The 17,987-nt window shown below is 45.6% G+C and carries 16 protein-coding genes; 1 reads left to right on the top strand and 15 read right to left on the bottom strand.

Going from position 1 to position 17,987, the window contains the following annotated elements; all coding sequences use genetic code 11:
* Position 1: 1 nt before the first annotated feature.
* The 7 genes from BN6628_RS12590 to BN6628_RS12620 form a co-directional block, all read right to left on the bottom strand.
* A complete protein-coding gene (locus tag BN6628_RS12590; RefSeq protein WP_068617898.1) occupies positions 2 to 247 on the bottom strand; it encodes a transcriptional regulator in 246 nt (81 codons plus the stop codon).
* A gap of 234 nt (positions 248 to 481) precedes the next feature.
* Positions 482 to 1,699 (bottom strand): VWA domain-containing protein, encoded by a 1,218-nt coding sequence (locus BN6628_RS12595; protein ID WP_068617900.1) that lies wholly within the window; start codon positions 1,697 to 1,699, stop codon positions 482 to 484.
* 2 nt (positions 1,700 to 1,701) lie between these two features.
* Complete coding sequence (locus BN6628_RS12600; protein WP_068617902.1) at positions 1,702 to 4,056, bottom strand: DUF5682 family protein; 2,355 nt, start codon at positions 4,054 to 4,056, stop codon at positions 1,702 to 1,704.
* The gene (locus tag BN6628_RS12605; RefSeq protein ID WP_068617904.1) at positions 4,053 to 5,156 is read right to left on the bottom strand and encodes an AAA family ATPase; all 1,104 of its coding nucleotides are present in this window, start codon (positions 5,154 to 5,156) and stop codon (positions 4,053 to 4,055) included. The genes BN6628_RS12600 and BN6628_RS12605 overlap by 4 nt, the downstream gene beginning before the upstream one ends.
* Before the next feature lie 155 nt (positions 5,157 to 5,311).
* Complete coding sequence (locus BN6628_RS12610; protein WP_068617905.1) at positions 5,312 to 7,174, bottom strand: HEAT repeat domain-containing protein; 1,863 nt, start codon at positions 7,172 to 7,174, stop codon at positions 5,312 to 5,314.
* 11 nt (positions 7,175 to 7,185) lie between these two features.
* Positions 7,186 to 8,625 carry an SWIM zinc finger family protein gene (locus tag BN6628_RS12615; RefSeq protein WP_068617907.1) on the bottom strand — a complete coding sequence of 480 codons (1,440 nt, stop codon included), beginning with the start codon at positions 8,623 to 8,625 and terminating at the stop codon, positions 7,186 to 7,188.
* 265 nt (positions 8,626 to 8,890) lie between these two features.
* Positions 8,891 to 10,393, bottom strand: coding sequence for an alpha/beta hydrolase family protein (locus BN6628_RS12620; protein ID WP_068617909.1), 1,503 nt, complete (start codon positions 10,391 to 10,393; stop codon positions 8,891 to 8,893).
* A gap of 788 nt (positions 10,394 to 11,181) precedes the next feature.
* On the opposite strand from BN6628_RS12620, the gene BN6628_RS12625 reads away from it, so the two are divergent.
* On the top strand, positions 11,182 to 12,399 hold the full coding sequence (locus BN6628_RS12625; RefSeq protein ID WP_068617911.1) for a hypothetical protein: 1,218 nt from the start codon (positions 11,182 to 11,184) through the stop codon (positions 12,397 to 12,399).
* Positions 12,400 to 12,476: 77 nt separating this feature from the next.
* On the opposite strand, the gene BN6628_RS26645 is transcribed toward BN6628_RS12625, so the two are convergent.
* The 8 genes from BN6628_RS26645 to BN6628_RS12660 form a co-directional block, all read right to left on the bottom strand.
* Complete coding sequence (locus BN6628_RS26645) at positions 12,477 to 12,806, bottom strand: lipoprotein BA_5634 family protein (RefSeq protein WP_262363169.1); 330 nt, start codon at positions 12,804 to 12,806, stop codon at positions 12,477 to 12,479.
* Positions 12,807 to 12,815: 9 nt separating this feature from the next.
* Complete coding sequence (locus BN6628_RS26650) at positions 12,816 to 13,037, bottom strand: hypothetical protein (protein WP_235847634.1); 222 nt, start codon at positions 13,035 to 13,037, stop codon at positions 12,816 to 12,818.
* A 255-nt stretch (positions 13,038 to 13,292) separates the two neighbouring features.
* The gene (locus BN6628_RS12635; RefSeq protein WP_068617913.1) at positions 13,293 to 13,511 is read right to left on the bottom strand and encodes a helix-turn-helix domain-containing protein; all 219 of its coding nucleotides are present in this window, start codon (positions 13,509 to 13,511) and stop codon (positions 13,293 to 13,295) included.
* A 10-nt stretch (positions 13,512 to 13,521) separates the two neighbouring features.
* Entirely contained in the window at positions 13,522 to 14,004 is a 483-nt protein-coding gene (locus BN6628_RS12640) for a DUF2975 domain-containing protein (RefSeq protein ID WP_068617915.1), read from the bottom strand.
* A 382-nt stretch (positions 14,005 to 14,386) separates the two neighbouring features.
* Complete coding sequence (locus BN6628_RS12645; protein ID WP_068617917.1) at positions 14,387 to 15,379, bottom strand: YiiG family protein; 993 nt, start codon at positions 15,377 to 15,379, stop codon at positions 14,387 to 14,389.
* A gap of 394 nt (positions 15,380 to 15,773) precedes the next feature.
* On the bottom strand, positions 15,774 to 16,019 hold the full coding sequence (locus tag BN6628_RS12650; protein WP_068617919.1) for a hypothetical protein: 246 nt from the start codon (positions 16,017 to 16,019) through the stop codon (positions 15,774 to 15,776).
* A 431-nt stretch (positions 16,020 to 16,450) separates the two neighbouring features.
* Positions 16,451 to 17,224, bottom strand: a complete 774-nt coding sequence (locus BN6628_RS12655) for an ABC transporter permease (RefSeq protein ID WP_068617920.1) — start codon at positions 17,222 to 17,224, stop codon at positions 16,451 to 16,453.
* Positions 17,225 to 17,983 (bottom strand): ABC transporter ATP-binding protein, encoded by a 759-nt coding sequence (locus BN6628_RS12660; protein ID WP_068617922.1) that lies wholly within the window; start codon positions 17,981 to 17,983, stop codon positions 17,225 to 17,227.
* Positions 17,984 to 17,987: the final 4 nt, after the last annotated feature.

Consider the following 17,987-nt stretch of genomic DNA (forward strand, 5'->3'; position numbering starts at 1 on the left):
ATTAAGGATATTGACTTTTCCTCTTCACTTCATATTCGTTCGGAATTAATTCATACAAATCACGAACATCACAACCGATGAAATCAGCAATCGATATGGCAAATTTGAGCGGCATCACTCTTTTGTTGTCAATAAAGTCGTAAACTCGTTCCGGTTTAACAAGCATGTTATTTGCCAGCCATTCCGCTGACTTTCCGGATTCTATTAGTCGTTCATTCAGTAAGCAGCGCCCAAGTTCAAATTTCAAGAAGCGATAACCTCCCGCGTAAGACAATATTTAACCTTAAGCGTTGTCCATTGCCAGATTAAGTATACCTTATAAAGGGAGTCTTAACGATAAAGTTCCCCATCGTCCACCCAAATCGTTGGGCGGATTTCACTCGTAGCGATATCGCCATATCACTAAGGTGGTCATAAAATGCAAAAGCCGCGATTTACGCGGCTGTTAATAAGATAATGTTATGTCACCCTTCAGAAGGCATCACCCTGACTTCGATCCTACCCGCTTTGCAAGTTCGGCTAAATCTAACCCTTTCAGCGCGCCTTCTACGAGTTCAGGCAGTAACGCAGGTGTACAAGCAAAACAAGGCGTTCCATCCCGAGCGAGCTGTCTCGCAACATGTTCGTCATAGAACGGTTGGCCCTGATCCGACAACGCGAGCAAGCACATCGTTCGTACACCCGCTTCTCGCAGTTCACGCATCCGTCGTATCAATGTGGATTGATTGCCGCCCTCGTATAGATCCGAAATGATGATAAACAAGGTCTTCTTCGGTTCTTCCACAAATTGCTCACAATAGGCAACAGATTTGTTAATATCCGTTCCGCCGCCCAATTGAATGCCGAACAGCATCTCCACAGGATCGTTCGCGCATTGCTCTGTCAAATCTACAACTTCCGTATCGAATACGACGACACGTGTACGCAGCGCAGGAATGCTGGCGAAGATCGAACCGATGACCGAGGCCCATATGACCGAATCCGCCATCGATCCGCTCTGATCAATATCCAGAATCACCGTCCATTCCTGACTGCGCTGTGCCCGGTCAAAAAAGTAGAACTTTTCCGGTATAATCTGACGGCTCTCTCGATCATAATGCTTCAAATTCCGCTGAATTGTACGCTTCCAATCGATACCGCTCACAGAAGGGAGCGGGGAATGCTGCCGACGGTTCAATGCTCCAGTAACCGCGCGCCGGATGTCGTGTTCGAGACGCTTGACTAGTTCTTCCACAACGGAAGCTACCAACATTCTTGCTGTGTCCTTCGTCTTTTCCGGAATTTTCCCTTTCAACGATAACAGCGTGCCCACCAATTGAATATCGGGTTTTACTTGGGCTAGCACTTCAGGCTCGAATAGGAGCTGCTTCCACCCCTTTCTTTCCATCGCATCGTTCTGAATGATCGAGACGACATCTTCGGGGAAACATTGTCTGACATCACCGAGCCATTTGGATAGTCGGGGCGCAGACTTGCCGAGACCTGCATTTCTCCCCGCAGAAGACCCGGTGCTGCTCTGCCCCGTATTTTCCCCACCTGTATCATCATAGATTGCCGCCAAGGCTTCATCCATAATTCTCTCTTCTTCCGTTAACGCAATGCTCCCGCCTGAACAACAGCCCGCAAGCTGCTTCTCGGCAGAAGCGCCTAATATCAATCTCCATCTCGTCACTGTCTGTGTATCTGCATAGTTGTCCATGGTCAGAATTCCTCAAAATCAAAATCATTTAGCTCGTCAATCATCTTTACTTCGTCCTCCTTCAATTCCCCCGTCAAAATCTCAGCTGCTTGATCGGCATGAACTCCCCACAATTCACCTAATAACTCGGCAATCATCGTTTTCTCGCGCGGAGCGAACGAGCTGAAAGCCCGCCGCAGGAACACGAGCGCACGAGCAAATTCATCATCGCTCAGTGAGACAATGTACGCATTCAACTGCTCCCATAAGCTCTGCCGGGATAGAAGGGCATACCGATTGCGCTGCGACACCCCTTCGAACCAGCCTGCGCCGAGGTCTGCTGGAATGCCGGGAGAGAGCCTTCTAGATACTTCTTCAGCACATTGCTGAGCGGTAATGGCATGACGTTCCATTAAGATGGCGCAAGCAAAACCGGAGAGACGCGGATTCCGATCATCCCTTTCGGATAAATGCAGTAGCTCTTGAAGCCATAACGCTTCATCCACTTGGTCGCTATGCTCCAAGGAAATCCGGTTCAGCTCATTCATCGCCGACATCATGTCGTTTGCCCTCTCGTCATTGCACTGCGCTGCATCTTGGAGGAACAGGCATGCCCTCATAAATAATTGTTCCAGGAGCGGCAGCAACCGTGCGGTATCCATGCGGCGCAAGCCGCCGTAACCGATAATCATGGACAGCTCTTTCGCTGCGGCAGCGATCTGGACCACATCACGGCTATCTGCGGCAAGCCGCTGCAGGGTCTGCCGTGCGGTTTCCATCTGCTCCAGCATACGGCAATCGCATGCTGTACGGATCAGTAAAGATGCGTCCGCGATGGTTGTGCAGCTATCCAACTTCTGCTGCAGCACATACGCAGAGGCTACTTCAATCGTCTCCCCAAGAAGCGTCGATTCCACTACCTGAATTTCCACCTCGGGAGACCATTGAATCACCCAATGCTCTGCCCAAGTTGCATGTTCCTGCCCGCTAGGACGAAGCTTCGCAAAAGAGATGCCGAGCCATGCCAAGCGATGCAATAACGTGGACCGATTCAAATCAAGGAAGGCAGAGTCTTCCGATGTAACCCGGCGATTCTCACGTAAATCCAGGGATAAGTCGGTCGCCACGGTTGTCTTGTATTTCTCGAGCTTCAATTGCTTCAACAGGCGATTCAGATCATCTTGAATCGGGGTCTGGCTGACACCTTCGGCCAATGAACCGATGGCAGTTCCGACATCAACGCGTGCGAGCGCTTCTGCGATGACAGAGAGGTCGCCGCGTCCCAGCAACGTCTGAGCAGCATCTCTCAAATCACGAAGGGTTGGCGCGCTCCCTCCATGCATAGCTGCTAGTGCTTCCGCAAGCCGAACCGCTTCGATCACTTCAGCGGTTGAACGATGGTTCCCCGTCTCCCTCATCCACCTTGCGATTGATGATAAGTAATAATGCGGAAGCTCCTCCAGCGCGTTGGTCCGCATGCGCTCCCACATCATTTGATAATAATTCGGCGCATTATTGCCTGCCCCGTAGCCGGACATCGAAGATAACTTATAATACGAATAAGGCATAAGTGTCAGCTTCGTCTTCCGGGATGGCAGCTGTGTACACTCTTGATCCGTCATGGCATGGTAATCGTGTGCCAGCGCAGACGCATGATATGCTCCGCAGACGACAACAATGCGGTTCGGTTCATGGCCTGCGGCAATCGTGTCCTGAATCTGTCTGCGCATGTAAGCTTCTCGAACTGCGTTATAGGCGTATTCCACGCGTTGATGCTGCCTCTCCTCTTCCTCCGTCAGTTCGCGCATCTGTGTAGAGAAGGCGATAATTGCCTCCTGATAGGCCCCTTTGGTAGGATTGAGCTCATAATTACGCTCCCAGTACATATCGTAATCATACTCGCCTGCAATCGCAGCGATACGACTGTAAATGGAAGAATCGTTGGGAAAATAGGAAGCGGAATTGGTATCGGTATCGCTACGCTCTCCAGTTACCGTATCATTATCCTCCGCGTTTTCTTTCGCTTCTGATCGCAGCTGCTGCATCGCAACCGTAACTGAGGACGGCAGGTCGATAAATGCGGCGTGAGCTCCATTCTCAGCTGCCCATTTCATGGCTTGATACTCCGGGGAGTAGGCAGCGAAAGGCCATAAAACCGTTCGAACAGGGATATCCTCTGTAAAAGCGAGAATGGCGACAGGCGGAGTTGTGTTCCGGTTCGTTAGGTGATGGAGCTCCGAATTCGCATCTGCGGGTCCTTCAATGAGTACGGCGGTTGGCTGCACTTCCTGCAGCAGCTCCAGAAGATGCAAGGAGCCGCCGGGTGACAGATGCCGCACACCAAAGATATGTACAGCGGCCGCCGCTACGCTATTCACTCGTTCATCTCCTTACAGGCTGTGTACAGACCTCGCCATTCTGCGCCGCGCTTCTTCATCACATTATCGAGATACTCTTTCCAGACCAGCTTATCTTTTACGTCATCCTTGACGATGGCTCCTTGCAAACCTGCGGCAAGATCTTCATCTGTAATGTCGCCATTGCCGAAGCTCGCTGCTAAAGCCATGGAGTTCGTGAGCAGAGAAATTGCCTCCGCTGTGGAGATTACACCCGCAGGAGATTTCAGCTTCTCCTTCTTATCGAGTGTCATCCCACTGCGCAATTCCCGGAAGATGGTTACCACCTTAATCAGCGCCTCATCCGCAGGGACAGCGGCTTGCAGATCATAGGAGGAAGCAATTTCACGTACTCTTTTCTTCACAATTTCGACTTCTGTGTCCATATCGCTTGGTGTCGGCAGGATCAGAATATTGAAGCGACGCTTCAGGGCTGCCGACATCTCATTGACACCCCGATCCCGCGTGTTCGCCGTAGCGATAATCGAGAACCCTTTCCGTGCACTAACCTCTCGGCTGAGCTCTGGAACCGAAATCGTCTTCTCCGATAGAATCGAGATCAGCGCATCCTGTACCTCAGAAGCACATCGTGAAATTTCTTCGAAACGGGCAATACCTCCGGCTTCCATCGCCCGCATCACAGGGCTCTGCACAAGCGCCTCCGGTGTAGGTCCATTCGCGAGCAGCATGGCATAGTTCCATGTGTATCGCACATGCTCCTCACTCGTGCCCGCCGTCCCCTGAACAACAAGGCCGGAATTTCCATAAATGGCGGCGGTTAGATTTTCGGATAACCAGGATTTAGCCGTACCAGGCTCCCCAATTAACAGCAGCGCACGATCAGTAACCAGCGTGGCGATGGCCATTTCAATCAGCCTTTTGTTGCCAATGTATTTAGGTGTAATCACCGTTTTACCGACTTTCCCTCCAGTAATGAACGTAAGTACGGATTGCGGGGACATCTGCCATCCAGCAGGGACCTTCCCTTTATCTGCTTTCTTAAGAGCAGCTATTTCTTCTTGATATAATTGCTCGGCTGGCAGCCGCATCATCTCTTGCCATTGCTCTTGACTCGTAACCATTTTCCCATCTCCTAATGATCTTTTCTATATAAATTGAATTAAGCAAGGTTTACACAGTTCGGGCCCTGCGATGCCGAGTGTTCATACGACCGCTGTTGTCTCCAAAATCCTTGAACTAGACATCCTGTGTCGCATTTCGAAGACCGTGATCAAAATTACACAGAATCCGTCACGACCGCTTCATGCTTCTTTCTTTCCATCTCGTTCCATACATATTGCAGCTGTTCGCGAGCGGTATACCGATATTTCTGGATCATATCAGCCAGACGATCTTGATAACTTAAAGGCAGCTGATATAAATTTTCCAGCACAGGGCCTTCGAACGAGTAAAGATTGCCACCCCGCTTTTGTTCAAGCACATTCATGAGCAATTCCAACCGGATTGATGCATCTACCCCCGCTCGTTCAAGGCCAAGAAGCAGAATATCCAAGGATGGATGACGCAGATCTGTCATGTCTCGCATCCGCTCTGTTAGGAATGACTGCGATTCCGTATGGTCCGGCCGCGCGAACACACAGACGAGATGAGTGGCCTGGATCTCAATCAGCCAATCTAACCAACGCGAATCCCATAGCTGTGCGACCTGTTCTACAGGCATCATTTCCACTGTGCTCAGGTAAATTGACTCTCCAGGGGAGCCCCACAGATTAGGGTAAAGCTGATAGGGATAGGCAATCACTTGCTCTTCCAGTATAGATAGGAACTGCTTCAGTTTTTTCTGGGTCTCCTTATTGGTTTTCATCTTCCATTTGTTACGAATGGAATGCACATAGTGCTCATACAACGCGGATGGCGAGAGCTGCCGGAACGAAGCACGGAAGGCATAGGACAGGTAGCGCATATTGTGTTGTTCTAAGGCATATAGAGCTTCCAAAGCTTCCAAGGAATTTTCGTGTTCCAAGTAATGTGCTGCGGCATCCACAAGATCGAGTCCAGCAGAAGAAATATATAATGAATATTGTCTTGATACCTCAAGGTATAGTTCATATAACGTGTCGCTCCTTTTCCCTTCCAGAGCGGTGAGAACGTGCCTCATTTTTTTCTGTGATGCTTCTGCCTTCTTCTTATCTTCTTTGTACTCAAGTAGGTGCTTCAGCTCTTCACCGAGATCACGAACCAGCCATGCCGTTAATTGCTCCGAGCTGCATTTGGCAGCGGCTTCAGCTGCGATTTCGATGTCTTTGCCCGCAAAAGCTTCATAGATCCGTTCAACCGCTGCCTCATCGTTCATTACTGCTAAGGCTTGATAGGCCGCTTCACGAATCGATTTCTTCTTGTCTCTCGTCCAAGTGAGCAAATCTGACGCAAAGGAAGCATGAGCTGCTAGAAGACGAATCGCCGTCACACGAACTTCCTCCGACCCGGCTTCAGCTGCCTGAAAGATCAGATCCAATACGTCTTCTCCACCGGCCTGCCCGATCACTTGAAGCTTGCGGCTCTCTACCTTGCCTCCCATTGGATCGAAGCTGTCGATCAGATAGGGCACGACCTCAGCCCCATAGGATGGAAGGATCTTCTGCATTGCAAATTCAGCGATCTCCGAGTAGGGATCCCCCAGCGCTCGAACGGCAAGCTCCAGCAGACGAAGATCCCGGAACATGCCTTCTTCGAATGCGTGAGCAACCACCTCATACCGATTGCTTCCTGTCGTCGTAAGCGCCTCCTCCACAGCAGCCAGCTTGCGATATGAAAGAAATGTGGATAAGGATACGGGGTGATTCTCTAGTGGCCGAAGCTCACCCTGCGGTGTTGTTATGCCTTGTGTACGAAGCACGGAAGTCAGAAGTAGATTCAAATCCTGCAGCTGTTCTGCAGATTGATAGTTTTCTGCATCCTTAGGCTCAATTAGAGCCGCAATCCCCTCCCCTAATCTCTTAAAAATCGGTGCTCGCTCGCCAAGCTGCAGGAATTGCGGCAGCATCCGTTTTAGCCGGTAATCCCCGAGTGCCAGATCGCTTCCTGCGATGTAGATTCTGCGAAGCTCTTGATGGAGCTCTTGTAGTAAGTCTGTGCTCATCTTCATTCCTCCTAATACAAGAGACGGAGCATTTCCGTATCTTTCAATATCGTTAAAGGCATTGCTGTTAACTGCCCCGTGTCCATATCGTGCTCGAACCGAACCAGCATGCTTATATCCTCTAATTGCGATGCAGACAAATGCTTGAACAGTGGAAGGGTCCGATGCCCATTTGATTCGTGATCCCGTAACACGAGATGTTGACCGGATTCATCAGCAATGACAACTTCATCTTGATTGGATTGCTTAACCTCGGCCACATGCAGCAGCACGAGCGGATTGGCGTGACTTAGCGGATTCTTCAACTGGGTTTTCACTTTTTTGATGACATCTGTATACGACCGCTCGGCATATTTGGATATATCCAGGGTCTCATGCGACTCGAGCGGTCTAACAGCCATCTCTTCCCACCGAACTCTTCGGTTCATATCCCCTGGATATTGATATAAGGAAGGAATACGCACAGCATCAAAGAAGCTGTCCTCTTCACGCATCAGCTTAGCTGCTTTGTAAGGCCGATATTGAATCGTTCGATGAATCTCTCCGCTGTCTCGCTCCAGCCAATACCCTTCGTCAACATACTCTTGTCTTGCCGAATCGTCATAACTTACAAATGCGAGCTGAACCAACTCTACCTGCTCCTTCATCAGCCCGTATTCCTTCAGATCTGTGAGCTGCCATGCATGTCCCAGCCATTCCTCGATCGTTGATTCATGATCAAGCGCGAGTGCCGGATCTTCCAATTTGCTTGTTAAATGGGCACGTCCCTTCTTAATAAAAGCATGCATTACGGCCAATTGCTCTCCGACATCTGTGTAGATTTGCTCACGATCATCTGCATCCGAGAGCAGTAAGGTAAGCCGCCGCAACTCCGTCTGCGCGCCCGTGAGATAATAATTCCCCATCTGCTTCACATGTTCTTGCATCGTCTTGATGACCTTCTTATCCATCGTTCCCAGACCGTTGCGAACCAAGGATCGCAGCAGCTTCTCGAGCACATCCAATCCTTCGAGCTGAGATTGGACTTTTTTCTTGAGCGCTGTCTTGTTCACCTTTTTAGGCTTGGGTTCCGCCCCTTGACTCGTCTGTTGCGACTTCTTCTCTTCCCGCTTCTCCGCTTTTTCCCGTTTGGCAACAATGTCTTCCGGTACTGCGGCGGTAGTGAAGGCTTCTCCCCCGGTGTAGGCATATAACAGTCCCAACGCATGCTTACACGGCAGCTGCCTGCTTGGGCAAGAACAGCGCAGGATCGGTTTATCAGGTTGGATGAAATCTGCGGAACATTGGTAATTCGAGCTTCCGCTTCCTTTGCATTCCGCGAATAACAAGGTACCATCTTCGGATTGATGCAGCTGCACGAAACTTCGCTTCTTCACCAGACCTTGTGCATTTTTTATCGCCGCGGCATTCGAAGCCAGTGAATCCACGTATGATGCTGTAATTTCAATCAAGATTATCGCTCCTATCTCTGTTACTTCCTAACCACTTTATCAACGTACGTCGGATCTGTTATGAGTATGAATGGTTGAATCCTACTCATCTTCCACTTTATACCGATAAGAGGTCTTTTGGCTATATTCGAAAAGTTCCATATTGTATTCGTTCTTCTTAGATAAAGGAAAACTCCCCTTCGAGCAGCGGTTTATTTATAAACCTGTCTGCTTGAAGGGGAGCATATCAAAATCGGCAGCTTGATCCGTAATATATTTCCGTAATTTATAATAGCGGGGTTGCGAACTTCACCTCCGGAAAGCGGTTATCCGGTCCTTTCATTAAGGTTCCGCCTTGATTTTTCAGATGCTTATCGAAGAAATCCAGCATATAGGCATTGATCACGAAGTCCGCTCTTTCGGGTGCAATCTTTCCTGTAACGCCCAGCATTTTGAAAATCGGAGAAATGTACTGTACGTCCGTAAAATTCAAATGCTCCGTAGCTTCGATATAGAGGAATTGTCCCCCTGAAGCAACCGTTTCGCGCATCCGCTTGAGCTCTAACTTTTTATCCTCCGCTACTTGATCCTCCCACTCTCTTGTTGAACCCATACGGTTAAGCTCATCATCCGTGTAGACCCGGCTATCCAACACCATTTTTAATTTTTCGAAATAGCTTTCCGAGTTGATGAACAAAAACGGCTTTCGCAGACCTTCTCTGTCACGCATACGATAAAGCCCTCCATCAAGGTCTATTCCAACTGCGATTCGCGGATCGTAAGCAGCGTCATAGGCCGTTGCTCCGCCGATGGAATGACCGAACACACCAATATGGCCGAGATCAATCCTTCCTTTTAGATGACTTGGAATCTTCCCCGATTGGATAAGCTCGAATTGATCCAGTGTAAACGCCACATCGTCGGTTAGTACTTTTCCCAACTTGTCACGACTTTCTCTACTCGTCTTGTAATCATCGCCCGGAGAGAATAAGTCGTTGGTTGTACTGGTCGTGATTCGCCCGTCCGGAAACTCGGTTGCAAATGTATTGTAGGTGTGGTCGATCACGGCAACGATGTATCCGTGACTCGCGAGATTTTCGGCTTGCGACGTGTGGAGGAACCTGGAAGAGCCGTTGCCGGGATTCGCAAGGATCAGCGGGTATGAAGTCTGTGCCGAAGAGACTTCGGCCCCCGAATAAGCATGACTGGATACGTACTTCAGGTGTTGAAGAGTAAATCCGGGAAGGCCATAGTTCGCAGCCATATAACGCAAAATCTGGGGATTGGGAACAAAGGGAGCGTACTTGCCGGTGCCAGCTTGAGCCGGATACCATACCTGAACCATCAGCTCTCTCTTACTGTCTCTGGCTTCATCGAAAGTTTCTTCCCTATTTGGATCCACAAAATGAAAAGTTTGCGTTCCTACTTTAAATTCGCCAGTCGGTTCAGGTAGTTTAAATACAGGAAAAACATACATGAGACTTGCGGTTGCGGCCAGCATTAATGCTATAGCGGTATAAGCTGAACCCAACATGAAGCGTGGAATTTTTTTTGGGCCGGTCTTTGTGAAATAGCTATAACCTGAAATGGCTAAAAAAATGATCGTTAGGCAATATGAGAATAATAGCTGAAGTCTATATCCTTCCACCGTCCAATGAATGACCAGTAAAAGTGTGGCGATTCCGCTTGCAGCGAAGACTGGAATTCTACGCCGTCCTTTTTTTAATAGGACGGTTATTGCAAACAAGCCGATGTTTGACAAAACAAGCAACAATTCAAACAGCCTCATCTCGGTTCTCCTTTTATAAACATTCTATTTTTGTTTTTTCCCATCTTATCCTGCCAGGCTGGCTTTATCTATTGATTTGCCTTACATCTACCTTACAGCCGTGTAATTTGATCTTGCGGGATATTTCAGCTTGAGAGAGTCCGCTTAAGGTATATATGTAGGTAACTTTGTGTCATTAGACATATGTTCTTGTCCTATCTTTTCCCGTAGGAGGACAGGGATTTGTGCCGGTGGTCCTCGGTCCTCTTTCTTACTTATTTGCTTTAGCTATTTTTTACATCAAATCAAAATTAAAAACCCGTCGATCATGTATCCATCAGATCAACGGGTTTTTAATTTAGTAATCGATAACGAGTCCTTCGATAAACCGGTCATGATCAGCTTGCACTAGCATGCTGAAATCTCCTTGGTCCAGTATGACCTTTATTTCATTTGTAAACAGAAACAGCGGGAAGAGTTATGCCCCGGTCATCCGCTGCCTGTGCAGCCGTGCGTGTCATTCCTACCATTTCTATGCTTACATACCATCACGGAAAAACCGTCATATGGTGCTCAACTTAAGGTCAAGATAGGGTCAGGCTGTGTTTACTTCACAATCAAATTGAAAGAGCTACACATTATTTACAAAATGTAGTTCAACTTCTCTAATCTCACCTCTGAATTACATGTATTCGGTTTAAAATTCAAATGTGTAGTTCCGAGTCAGGACCGTAAATGCAAATTAATGAATAATTCAAATAACATTACAGATACTCTAAAAAATAAGGATTTTAATTGGGGGTTAGAACATGAGTTGGGATATGAAATCTGCTGAGAATATAGCGAAGGGTTCGGTAGATGCTTTTAAAAAGGAAGCTGACAAATTAATTCAAAACACAACTGATGATATGAGTGATTATATTGACCACACGTTGAACTGTTTTGGAGAAATGGATCAGATACGGATTCGTGCAACAGAAAGATTTATACAATACGAAACCGCATATGTGCGAGCATTAATTGAAAAAAAAATAATTCCCTCAGAACTTATTAGAAAAGTACAGGAGCTTATTTTTGGGAAATTACCTCCTCATCCAGAGCCAACTCTTTTTATTCTAAGCAACCCTGATGAGGTTTGGTCAAGAGAAGAGCCCATATGGAAAGAGTTTGATGTTAATAATGAAGATCCAAGAAGGAATAGAAAGCCAATAATTTTAGTACATGGTGCCGGTTATGCCAGAAAACATGAGGAAGCTAACAAATTTTTCAAGTATTTCGAGGAGGCAGCTCACTTATTTAAAGGCGATCGGCCGCCCAATGTTGATATTTATGTCTTGAATTATGATAGTGAAATCACAAATGAGACGAAAACAATGATCAATGTAGCTATTGAGACAGTGCTACAAGAGGTAGTCTTAGGTGAATCAGATATTATATACACTGCCGCGTTATGGAAGGAGTTAGTTCAACGAGCGCACGATGCTGGCGAGAGACACCTAACACCTTTATTTAATAAAATTTTTCGCTTTGACGTTACTGAAGGTTATATCGTCTCCCATTCCCTAGGAAATGAGGCAGTTGCATTTGCCGCAAAAAAATATTATGAAGGCAGAGAAAGTGACTACATACCCATTTGCAAATCTTGGTGGTGTATGGCAGCTGCTATTCCAGCAGATTCTTTTACCAATACCGGTCAATATGCAATTTCAACTAAAATATCTTTAACGGGTGGTAATGAAGAGGGTACCGTGGTTTGGTTTTCTAGGGTAGATTCTGTATTGTCCTCACTTTATCCCATGGGAAACATTACTCCACAAGGAGAGCCTATCCTAGCTCTGGGTGTTACTGGTGCCCTTATCCATCAACTCCCTTTAACAAATTTAGATGTAACATCATGCACGCTATTTACACATCAGGTAACCGATGGTTATTTTGAAAAAGTAGGTTCTAATATTAGAGGTCGCCTAGGAACTGAAATTTGGTCTGAACCCATGTGTGAGGCTAAGATACCACCAAGGAGAGATTAATATCTGTCCATTATTAAGATTCTTCCATGCCCTCATCGCTCTAGGCATGGGAGATTCATTATTTCATTCTCTTATACTCAATCTTGGACATCTACAAAGTTAACTTGTTCATCAGTTACTGCATAGACGATTCTAATTTCATAGAAAACCTTGTTCACTTTATCTTTAATCCACGCCTGACGTTTTACATACTGTACAGGCACCATCTGGCCTTTCAAATCGATTTGGTTGTTCTTCATATCTGCATCACTTGAGGAGAAGAACAAATTTTGACCATTCGAAAATTCTTTGATGTCGGTAACTGGCTCTGAAATAAGAGACGTGCTTCCAGGATTTTGTCTGGCTCTTATAATTCCCTTCTTGATGAATTGCTCAGCGATAGAACGAGTAATAACTGAATACTTGATATATCGGGCTTAATTGCTTCCTATTTTTGTCGTAACTAGCTCCATTTTGTAGTCGGTCATTTCTTTGCTTCTATCTTTGTACAGCTCTTTGACTTTATTCAAATCTTGATCAGCCCCGATCACTAGAATTCCATTGGCCGATTGGGATGGGCCTTCTACAAAACGTTTTACTCCAAATCCAATACCTGCAAAAATAACGATAACCAATACGAAACCTATCAACTTCTTCACCTTGACTGCTCCTTTGTAAAAATCACTTGATGTTTGGATTATAAATAATTACTCTTTATAAGTTAATGACTCTTGTCTAACTCTTTGACCTTTTCTCTTACATTTTCGTAAGAATAATAGCTACAGATGACAATATAATTTTTTGCCCGATCATGTCCGTTACTTCAATGAAAACAGGGAGCAGCTACCACAGTAATCTGCTCCCTGGAAATTCAACAAACGTATTCCGTTAATTAAATAATTTGTTGACCGTTTTTATTTAATGTCATCTTCACTTTTGTACTCCAAAATATCACCCGGCTGACAATTCAAAGATTTACATATCGCTTCTAATGTCGAGAAACGAACCGCTTTTGCTTTCCCATTTTTCAGAACGGAAAGATTCGCCATAGTAATTCCAACCCTCTCGGAAAGCTCCGTTACGCTCATTTTTCGTTTTGCTAACATCACATCAATATTAATAATAATTGCCATATCCTCCACCTCAGACCGTAAAATCATTTTCAGATTTTATATTAATCGCTTCTTGTAGAAGCCGTTGAAGGATAGCGGTAAAACCGGCGACCACCATGGAGGTGAAAATAATGACCAATCCGATTGCTGTAATACCTGGAGGGTCAACTCTCATCTGCATGAGATGGTAGAACGGCATACCTAGCAGGTACAAGGTACTGATTGTGATGGCACAGTATTTTATATTCTTTAAAGCTTTTACCGATAATTCCGAGAACGCTTGGTTCTTATCAATATAGCTTAAAAGTTTAAAAGCCTGATACAGAGCTAAGTAAAAAGGGATTGCTGCCGCGTACATATCTATTAGAACAAGAGATTTCATATAAGCAATATCTGGATACAATTCTCCAGCAAAACTCCCAATCTTAGGCACTAAAAATATGCACAAAGCTAGAATTGGGATTCCAATAAGAATAACAGCCATCTTCAAAAAGAATGTTGTTCCCCGTTTCATAAAGAGCACCTCACGAATTTAGTTGTAAATTGACTTTAACACGTTATTTATCGTTTTACAATAAATTATTATTGTTTTAGTTATGTTATTATTGTTATTTTATACACTTTAATTTTGGCAAAAATAAAAGCATCTCTCATTACAAAGAAATACTTTTACTTTAAAACATAAAATTTATACCTTATTCAACAAAACTTTCCGTTATCTAGCTACCCCCAAAATTAGGGAACTAACTGTTAGACTTTTGAATTCGCATATGGTAGGCCTGCGTTGAGGAGCGGTGCGCCCAAGACGCAACAAGCCTTATCCGCGTTCCATTCGCGGCTAAGGCTTGTTGGTTAATGGGACTCCATATTTTGAAAGACTCAATCGTTAGATACGCTTAATTCATTTGATTATAGCTTTCGACTGCCTTGCTTAGCTGATAATAGAAATTCTCAGGTGTACCGTCCGTAGTGTTCAGGAACTGGCCGTTCAGGTCAGAATCAGATACAGGTTGCTTCTTATTGATGCGTTCAATGATTTTCGAAGCGGCCGCTTTTGCCTCAGTAGCTGAATGAACATAGCTCTCGATGCTGAAGCTGTTAATCCCTTCTGTTTGAATTCGTTTCTTGTCTTTGGCGATGGTCATGAGCGAATTCAAATCTTCCGTCATAATGTCGTATTTGGCTTTAAATTTCTTCATCTCAAGCTGCAACACATTGCCGGCGGTGATTCCCTGCTCGTTCATTTCAATGACCGCAGCCTCAGCGTCTATCATGAACTTCAGGGCATTATACCTGATCTGCTGGTCTGAATCCTTGAGTTTTTGCAGTTGAGCCTGACGCTGTTCGTTATCCAATTTTTGTAAAGCGGTGAAGTATTGTTTGGCGACAGTCTCGTAAGCGATATTGGCACTCACTAGCTTGGTATGCAGCTGTTTTCCTTTTGTGAAATTATCGTCCACATAGCCTCTACTATCATAGTAAGCTTTCATATCGTCCAGGACGGATAACAGCTCTTTGATGACCGGTGTTAGTTTGGTTACTACAGGATCCACGTTCGAAAAAGCAGGTTGGTTTGAGATATAGCCGTTCGCCTTATCGATAACTTCCCGCTCCGTTTCAGCAACGCCGAGCATGATGAAGCTGAGGTTCTTCTCGATTGCAGGCTGTTGATCAACTCCGAAATTCTTGAAATAATGAACCAAGACCTCGTTGATTCGGCCCGTCATCAAGTTATTGAGCCCCACATACGCATTGTATTTCTCGATTTTTTTGCTCTCGCCGGACGTAAGGCCTATAGTCGCTTGGTCTGCGATGGATGAATTGGCAGAACAAGCGGACAACACGGCACTTAATACGATAATGGCAATAAAGAATGATAACTTTCTCACAAAGTGATTCCTCCGGCTAAGTATTGTTTATCGTGCTTTTCTTTAGTAATGTTGATTGTAAAACATATTATTGAATTTTAGAATGATTTGGTGAATAGGTCTTGAGTCTTTAGTAGCAAAATTTCCCACGATGTAAAGAACGTCCTTCGTGGGACGATTCTCTTGACCTTCGACAAAAAATGGATTTTTCCCATCAGTATTGGTTAATGATACAGGTATTTTTACCAGTACCGTCTTAATTTAGCTTAGTGAATCAACATACTTCTTAAGAATGAATCTTTAAGTCACTGTACATCTTCAGTATGTTTAAAGTTCTTATCTTCTGTGTTTTTCATTGGCGCTATCCCATCCTGCCATATTTCATTATTTTTTTCATTGTAATTATAAAAATATTTCACATCTTGTTCATCGTTAAAAAAACATTAATATTATATGGATTATAACCAAACAATTTATTTTCCCAATGATACTCAACCGCCACATTAAATTCGCCTTTTGAATTACCTTTACTAATTAAATGATCATCCACCAATCCTATAATTTCATTAATGTCCTTATTATTCCTGATAAATCCAAAGTAAAATAACGAAATTGAAATAATTATCACAGCGGCCAATAATAAAAGAATAAATTTACGCATCGCACTCTCTTCCTTTCAGATTAATCTCTTTCAAAATCTGATTAGTTCTCAAATTTTGCTCCAAATCTCTCCGTACCCATGGAAGGCTCTCTTCGTCTGGGATTATTTTACTATTATTTCCACTTCAAATAAATCACTAGTTAAACGTTTAATTGGTTTCGAGTGACTGAAAAGAAAAAAACGAAAGGAATGATTAATCCTTTCGTTCTCAAATCTTCGTTGGAAGCAAAGTCACGATTTGTCCTAATTTGTTCGGTTTATTGCGATTGTATATTGTTCATTAATCCCAAAATTTTACAGGGGATATCCTCATTATGGAGCGAAAATATGCTTTTTCTTTGAATTATTGTTGCCCCCCAATTATCGTCCATTGTACTTCATACTTCTCATTGAGGAGGACAAAATCCGTATCACAGCGGATTTCAATTTTGCTATTTCACGCCTGTTTTTTTATACGCTCTCATGGCAAAGAAATATGCAACGAGCGTAATCCCAACAAGCCACGCCAGGGCGATCCATATATCATTGCCCACAGGCTGACCTGACAGCAGTGCACGGATGGATTCCACGATGGAAGTTACCGGCTGGTTCTCGGCGAAGGCGCGAACGACGGTCGGCATCGAATCGGTTGGTACAAAGGCCGAGCTGATAAACGGCAGGAAGATCAGCGGATAGGAAAATGCGCTTGCACCTTCCACCGATTTTCCAGACAATCCGGCAATCGCCGCGACCCAAGTCAAAGCCAGCGTGAACAGCAGGAGTATGCCGATAACGGCAAGCCATGGCAGGACTCCTGCCGAAGAGCGAAAGCCCATCATGAGCGCTACAAGAATGATGACGGCAAGAGAAATGATGTTGGATACCAGCGAGGTTAGCACATGTCCCCACAGCACGGAGGAACGCGCAATCGGCATGGAGTGGAACCGCTCAAGGATGCCCCGCTGCTTATCCATAAACAGTCGGTAAGCTGTATAGGATATACCGCTTGCTATGGCAATCAGCAGGATGCCGGGCAGCAGGTAGTTCACATAGTTATCCGTACCTGTACGGATTGCGCCGCCAAACACATAGACAAACAGCAGCATCATCGCAATCGGAGTAATGCAAACCGTAATGATGGTATCCATACTGCGGAAAATATGGCGCATGGAGCGCCCAAGCATAACGCCCATATCGCTAAAAAAGTGATTCTTTACTGTCTCCATTTAGATGGCCTCCTTCTTTCCAACAATTGCGAGGAATATTTCTTCCAACGACGGTTGTTTCTCCACATACTCCACCTTCGCCTGCGGGAACAGCTTTTTCAGCTCCGAGAGCGTGCCATTCGCAATAATCCTGCCTTCGTGGAGAATGGCGATTCGGTCGGCTAATTGCTCAGCTTCATCTAGATACTGAGTAGTTAGAAATATCGTCGTGCCGCCGTCTGCCAGTTCCTTGACAGTTTTCCAAACTGCGATGCGGGCTTCAGGGTCAAGCCCGGTCGTCGGCTCATCGAGGAAAATGATCTGCGGTTTCCCAACAAGGCTCAAGGCGATGTCGAGCCTGCGGCGCATGCCACCCGAATAAGTAGATGCCTTTCGGTCCGCTGCATCCGTCAAGCCGAAGCGACTAAGCATGTGATCCGCAACCTGACGCGGATTGTTAAGGTGCCGCAGCTTGGCGATCATGATAAGATTTTCCCGCCCGGTCAATATTTCGTCCACGGCAGCAAATTGCCCGGTCAGACTGATCGAGCGCCGAACATTATCGGGGTTGGATGCGACGTCAAATCCGTTGATGGTGGCGGTGCCTTCGTCCTGTTTAAGCAGCGTGGTAAGGATTCTGACCATCGTTGTTTTGCCTGCACCGTTGGAGCCAAGCAGGGCAAAAATCTGACCGCGCTTCACTTCCAAATCAACGCCCTTGAGGACTTCTGTGTCCTTGTAAGATTTTCGCAGACCTTTCACTTCAATTACTTTTTCCATCCGG

It is taken from the genome of Paenibacillus tuaregi (genome assembly GCF_900086655.1).
In the GTDB taxonomy this organism is placed as follows: Bacteria; Bacillota; Bacilli; order Paenibacillales; family Paenibacillaceae; genus Fontibacillus; species Fontibacillus tuaregi.

Excerpts from the sequence above, each read along its gene's own strand:
- BN6628_RS12650 (WP_068617919.1), bottom strand. The coding sequence starts at position 16,019 with ATGCGTAAATTTATTCTTTTATTATTGGCCGCTGTGATAATTATTTCA.
- BN6628_RS12635 (WP_068617913.1), bottom strand. The coding sequence starts at position 13,511 with ATGGCAATTATTATTAATATTGATGTGATGTTAGCAAAACGAAAAATG.
- BN6628_RS12660 (WP_068617922.1), bottom strand. The coding sequence starts at position 17,983 with ATGGAAAAAGTAATTGAAGTGAAAGGTCTGCGAAAATCTTACAAGGAC.
- BN6628_RS12620 (WP_068617909.1), bottom strand. The coding sequence starts at position 10,393 with ATGAGGCTGTTTGAATTGTTGCTTGTTTTGTCAAACATCGGCTTGTTT.
- BN6628_RS12610 (WP_068617905.1), bottom strand. The coding sequence starts at position 7,174 with ATGAGCACAGACTTACTACAAGAGCTCCATCAAGAGCTTCGCAGAATC.
- BN6628_RS12640 (WP_068617915.1), bottom strand. The coding sequence starts at position 14,004 with ATGAAACGGGGAACAACATTCTTTTTGAAGATGGCTGTTATTCTTATT.
- BN6628_RS12605 (WP_068617904.1), bottom strand. The coding sequence starts at position 5,156 with ATGGTTACGAGTCAAGAGCAATGGCAAGAGATGATGCGGCTGCCAGCC.
- BN6628_RS12595 (WP_068617900.1), bottom strand. The coding sequence starts at position 1,699 with ATGGACAACTATGCAGATACACAGACAGTGACGAGATGGAGATTGATA.
- BN6628_RS12625 (WP_068617911.1), top strand. The coding sequence starts at position 11,182 with ATGAGTTGGGATATGAAATCTGCTGAGAATATAGCGAAGGGTTCGGTA.
- BN6628_RS12655 (WP_068617920.1), bottom strand. The coding sequence starts at position 17,224 with ATGGAGACAGTAAAGAATCACTTTTTTAGCGATATGGGCGTTATGCTT.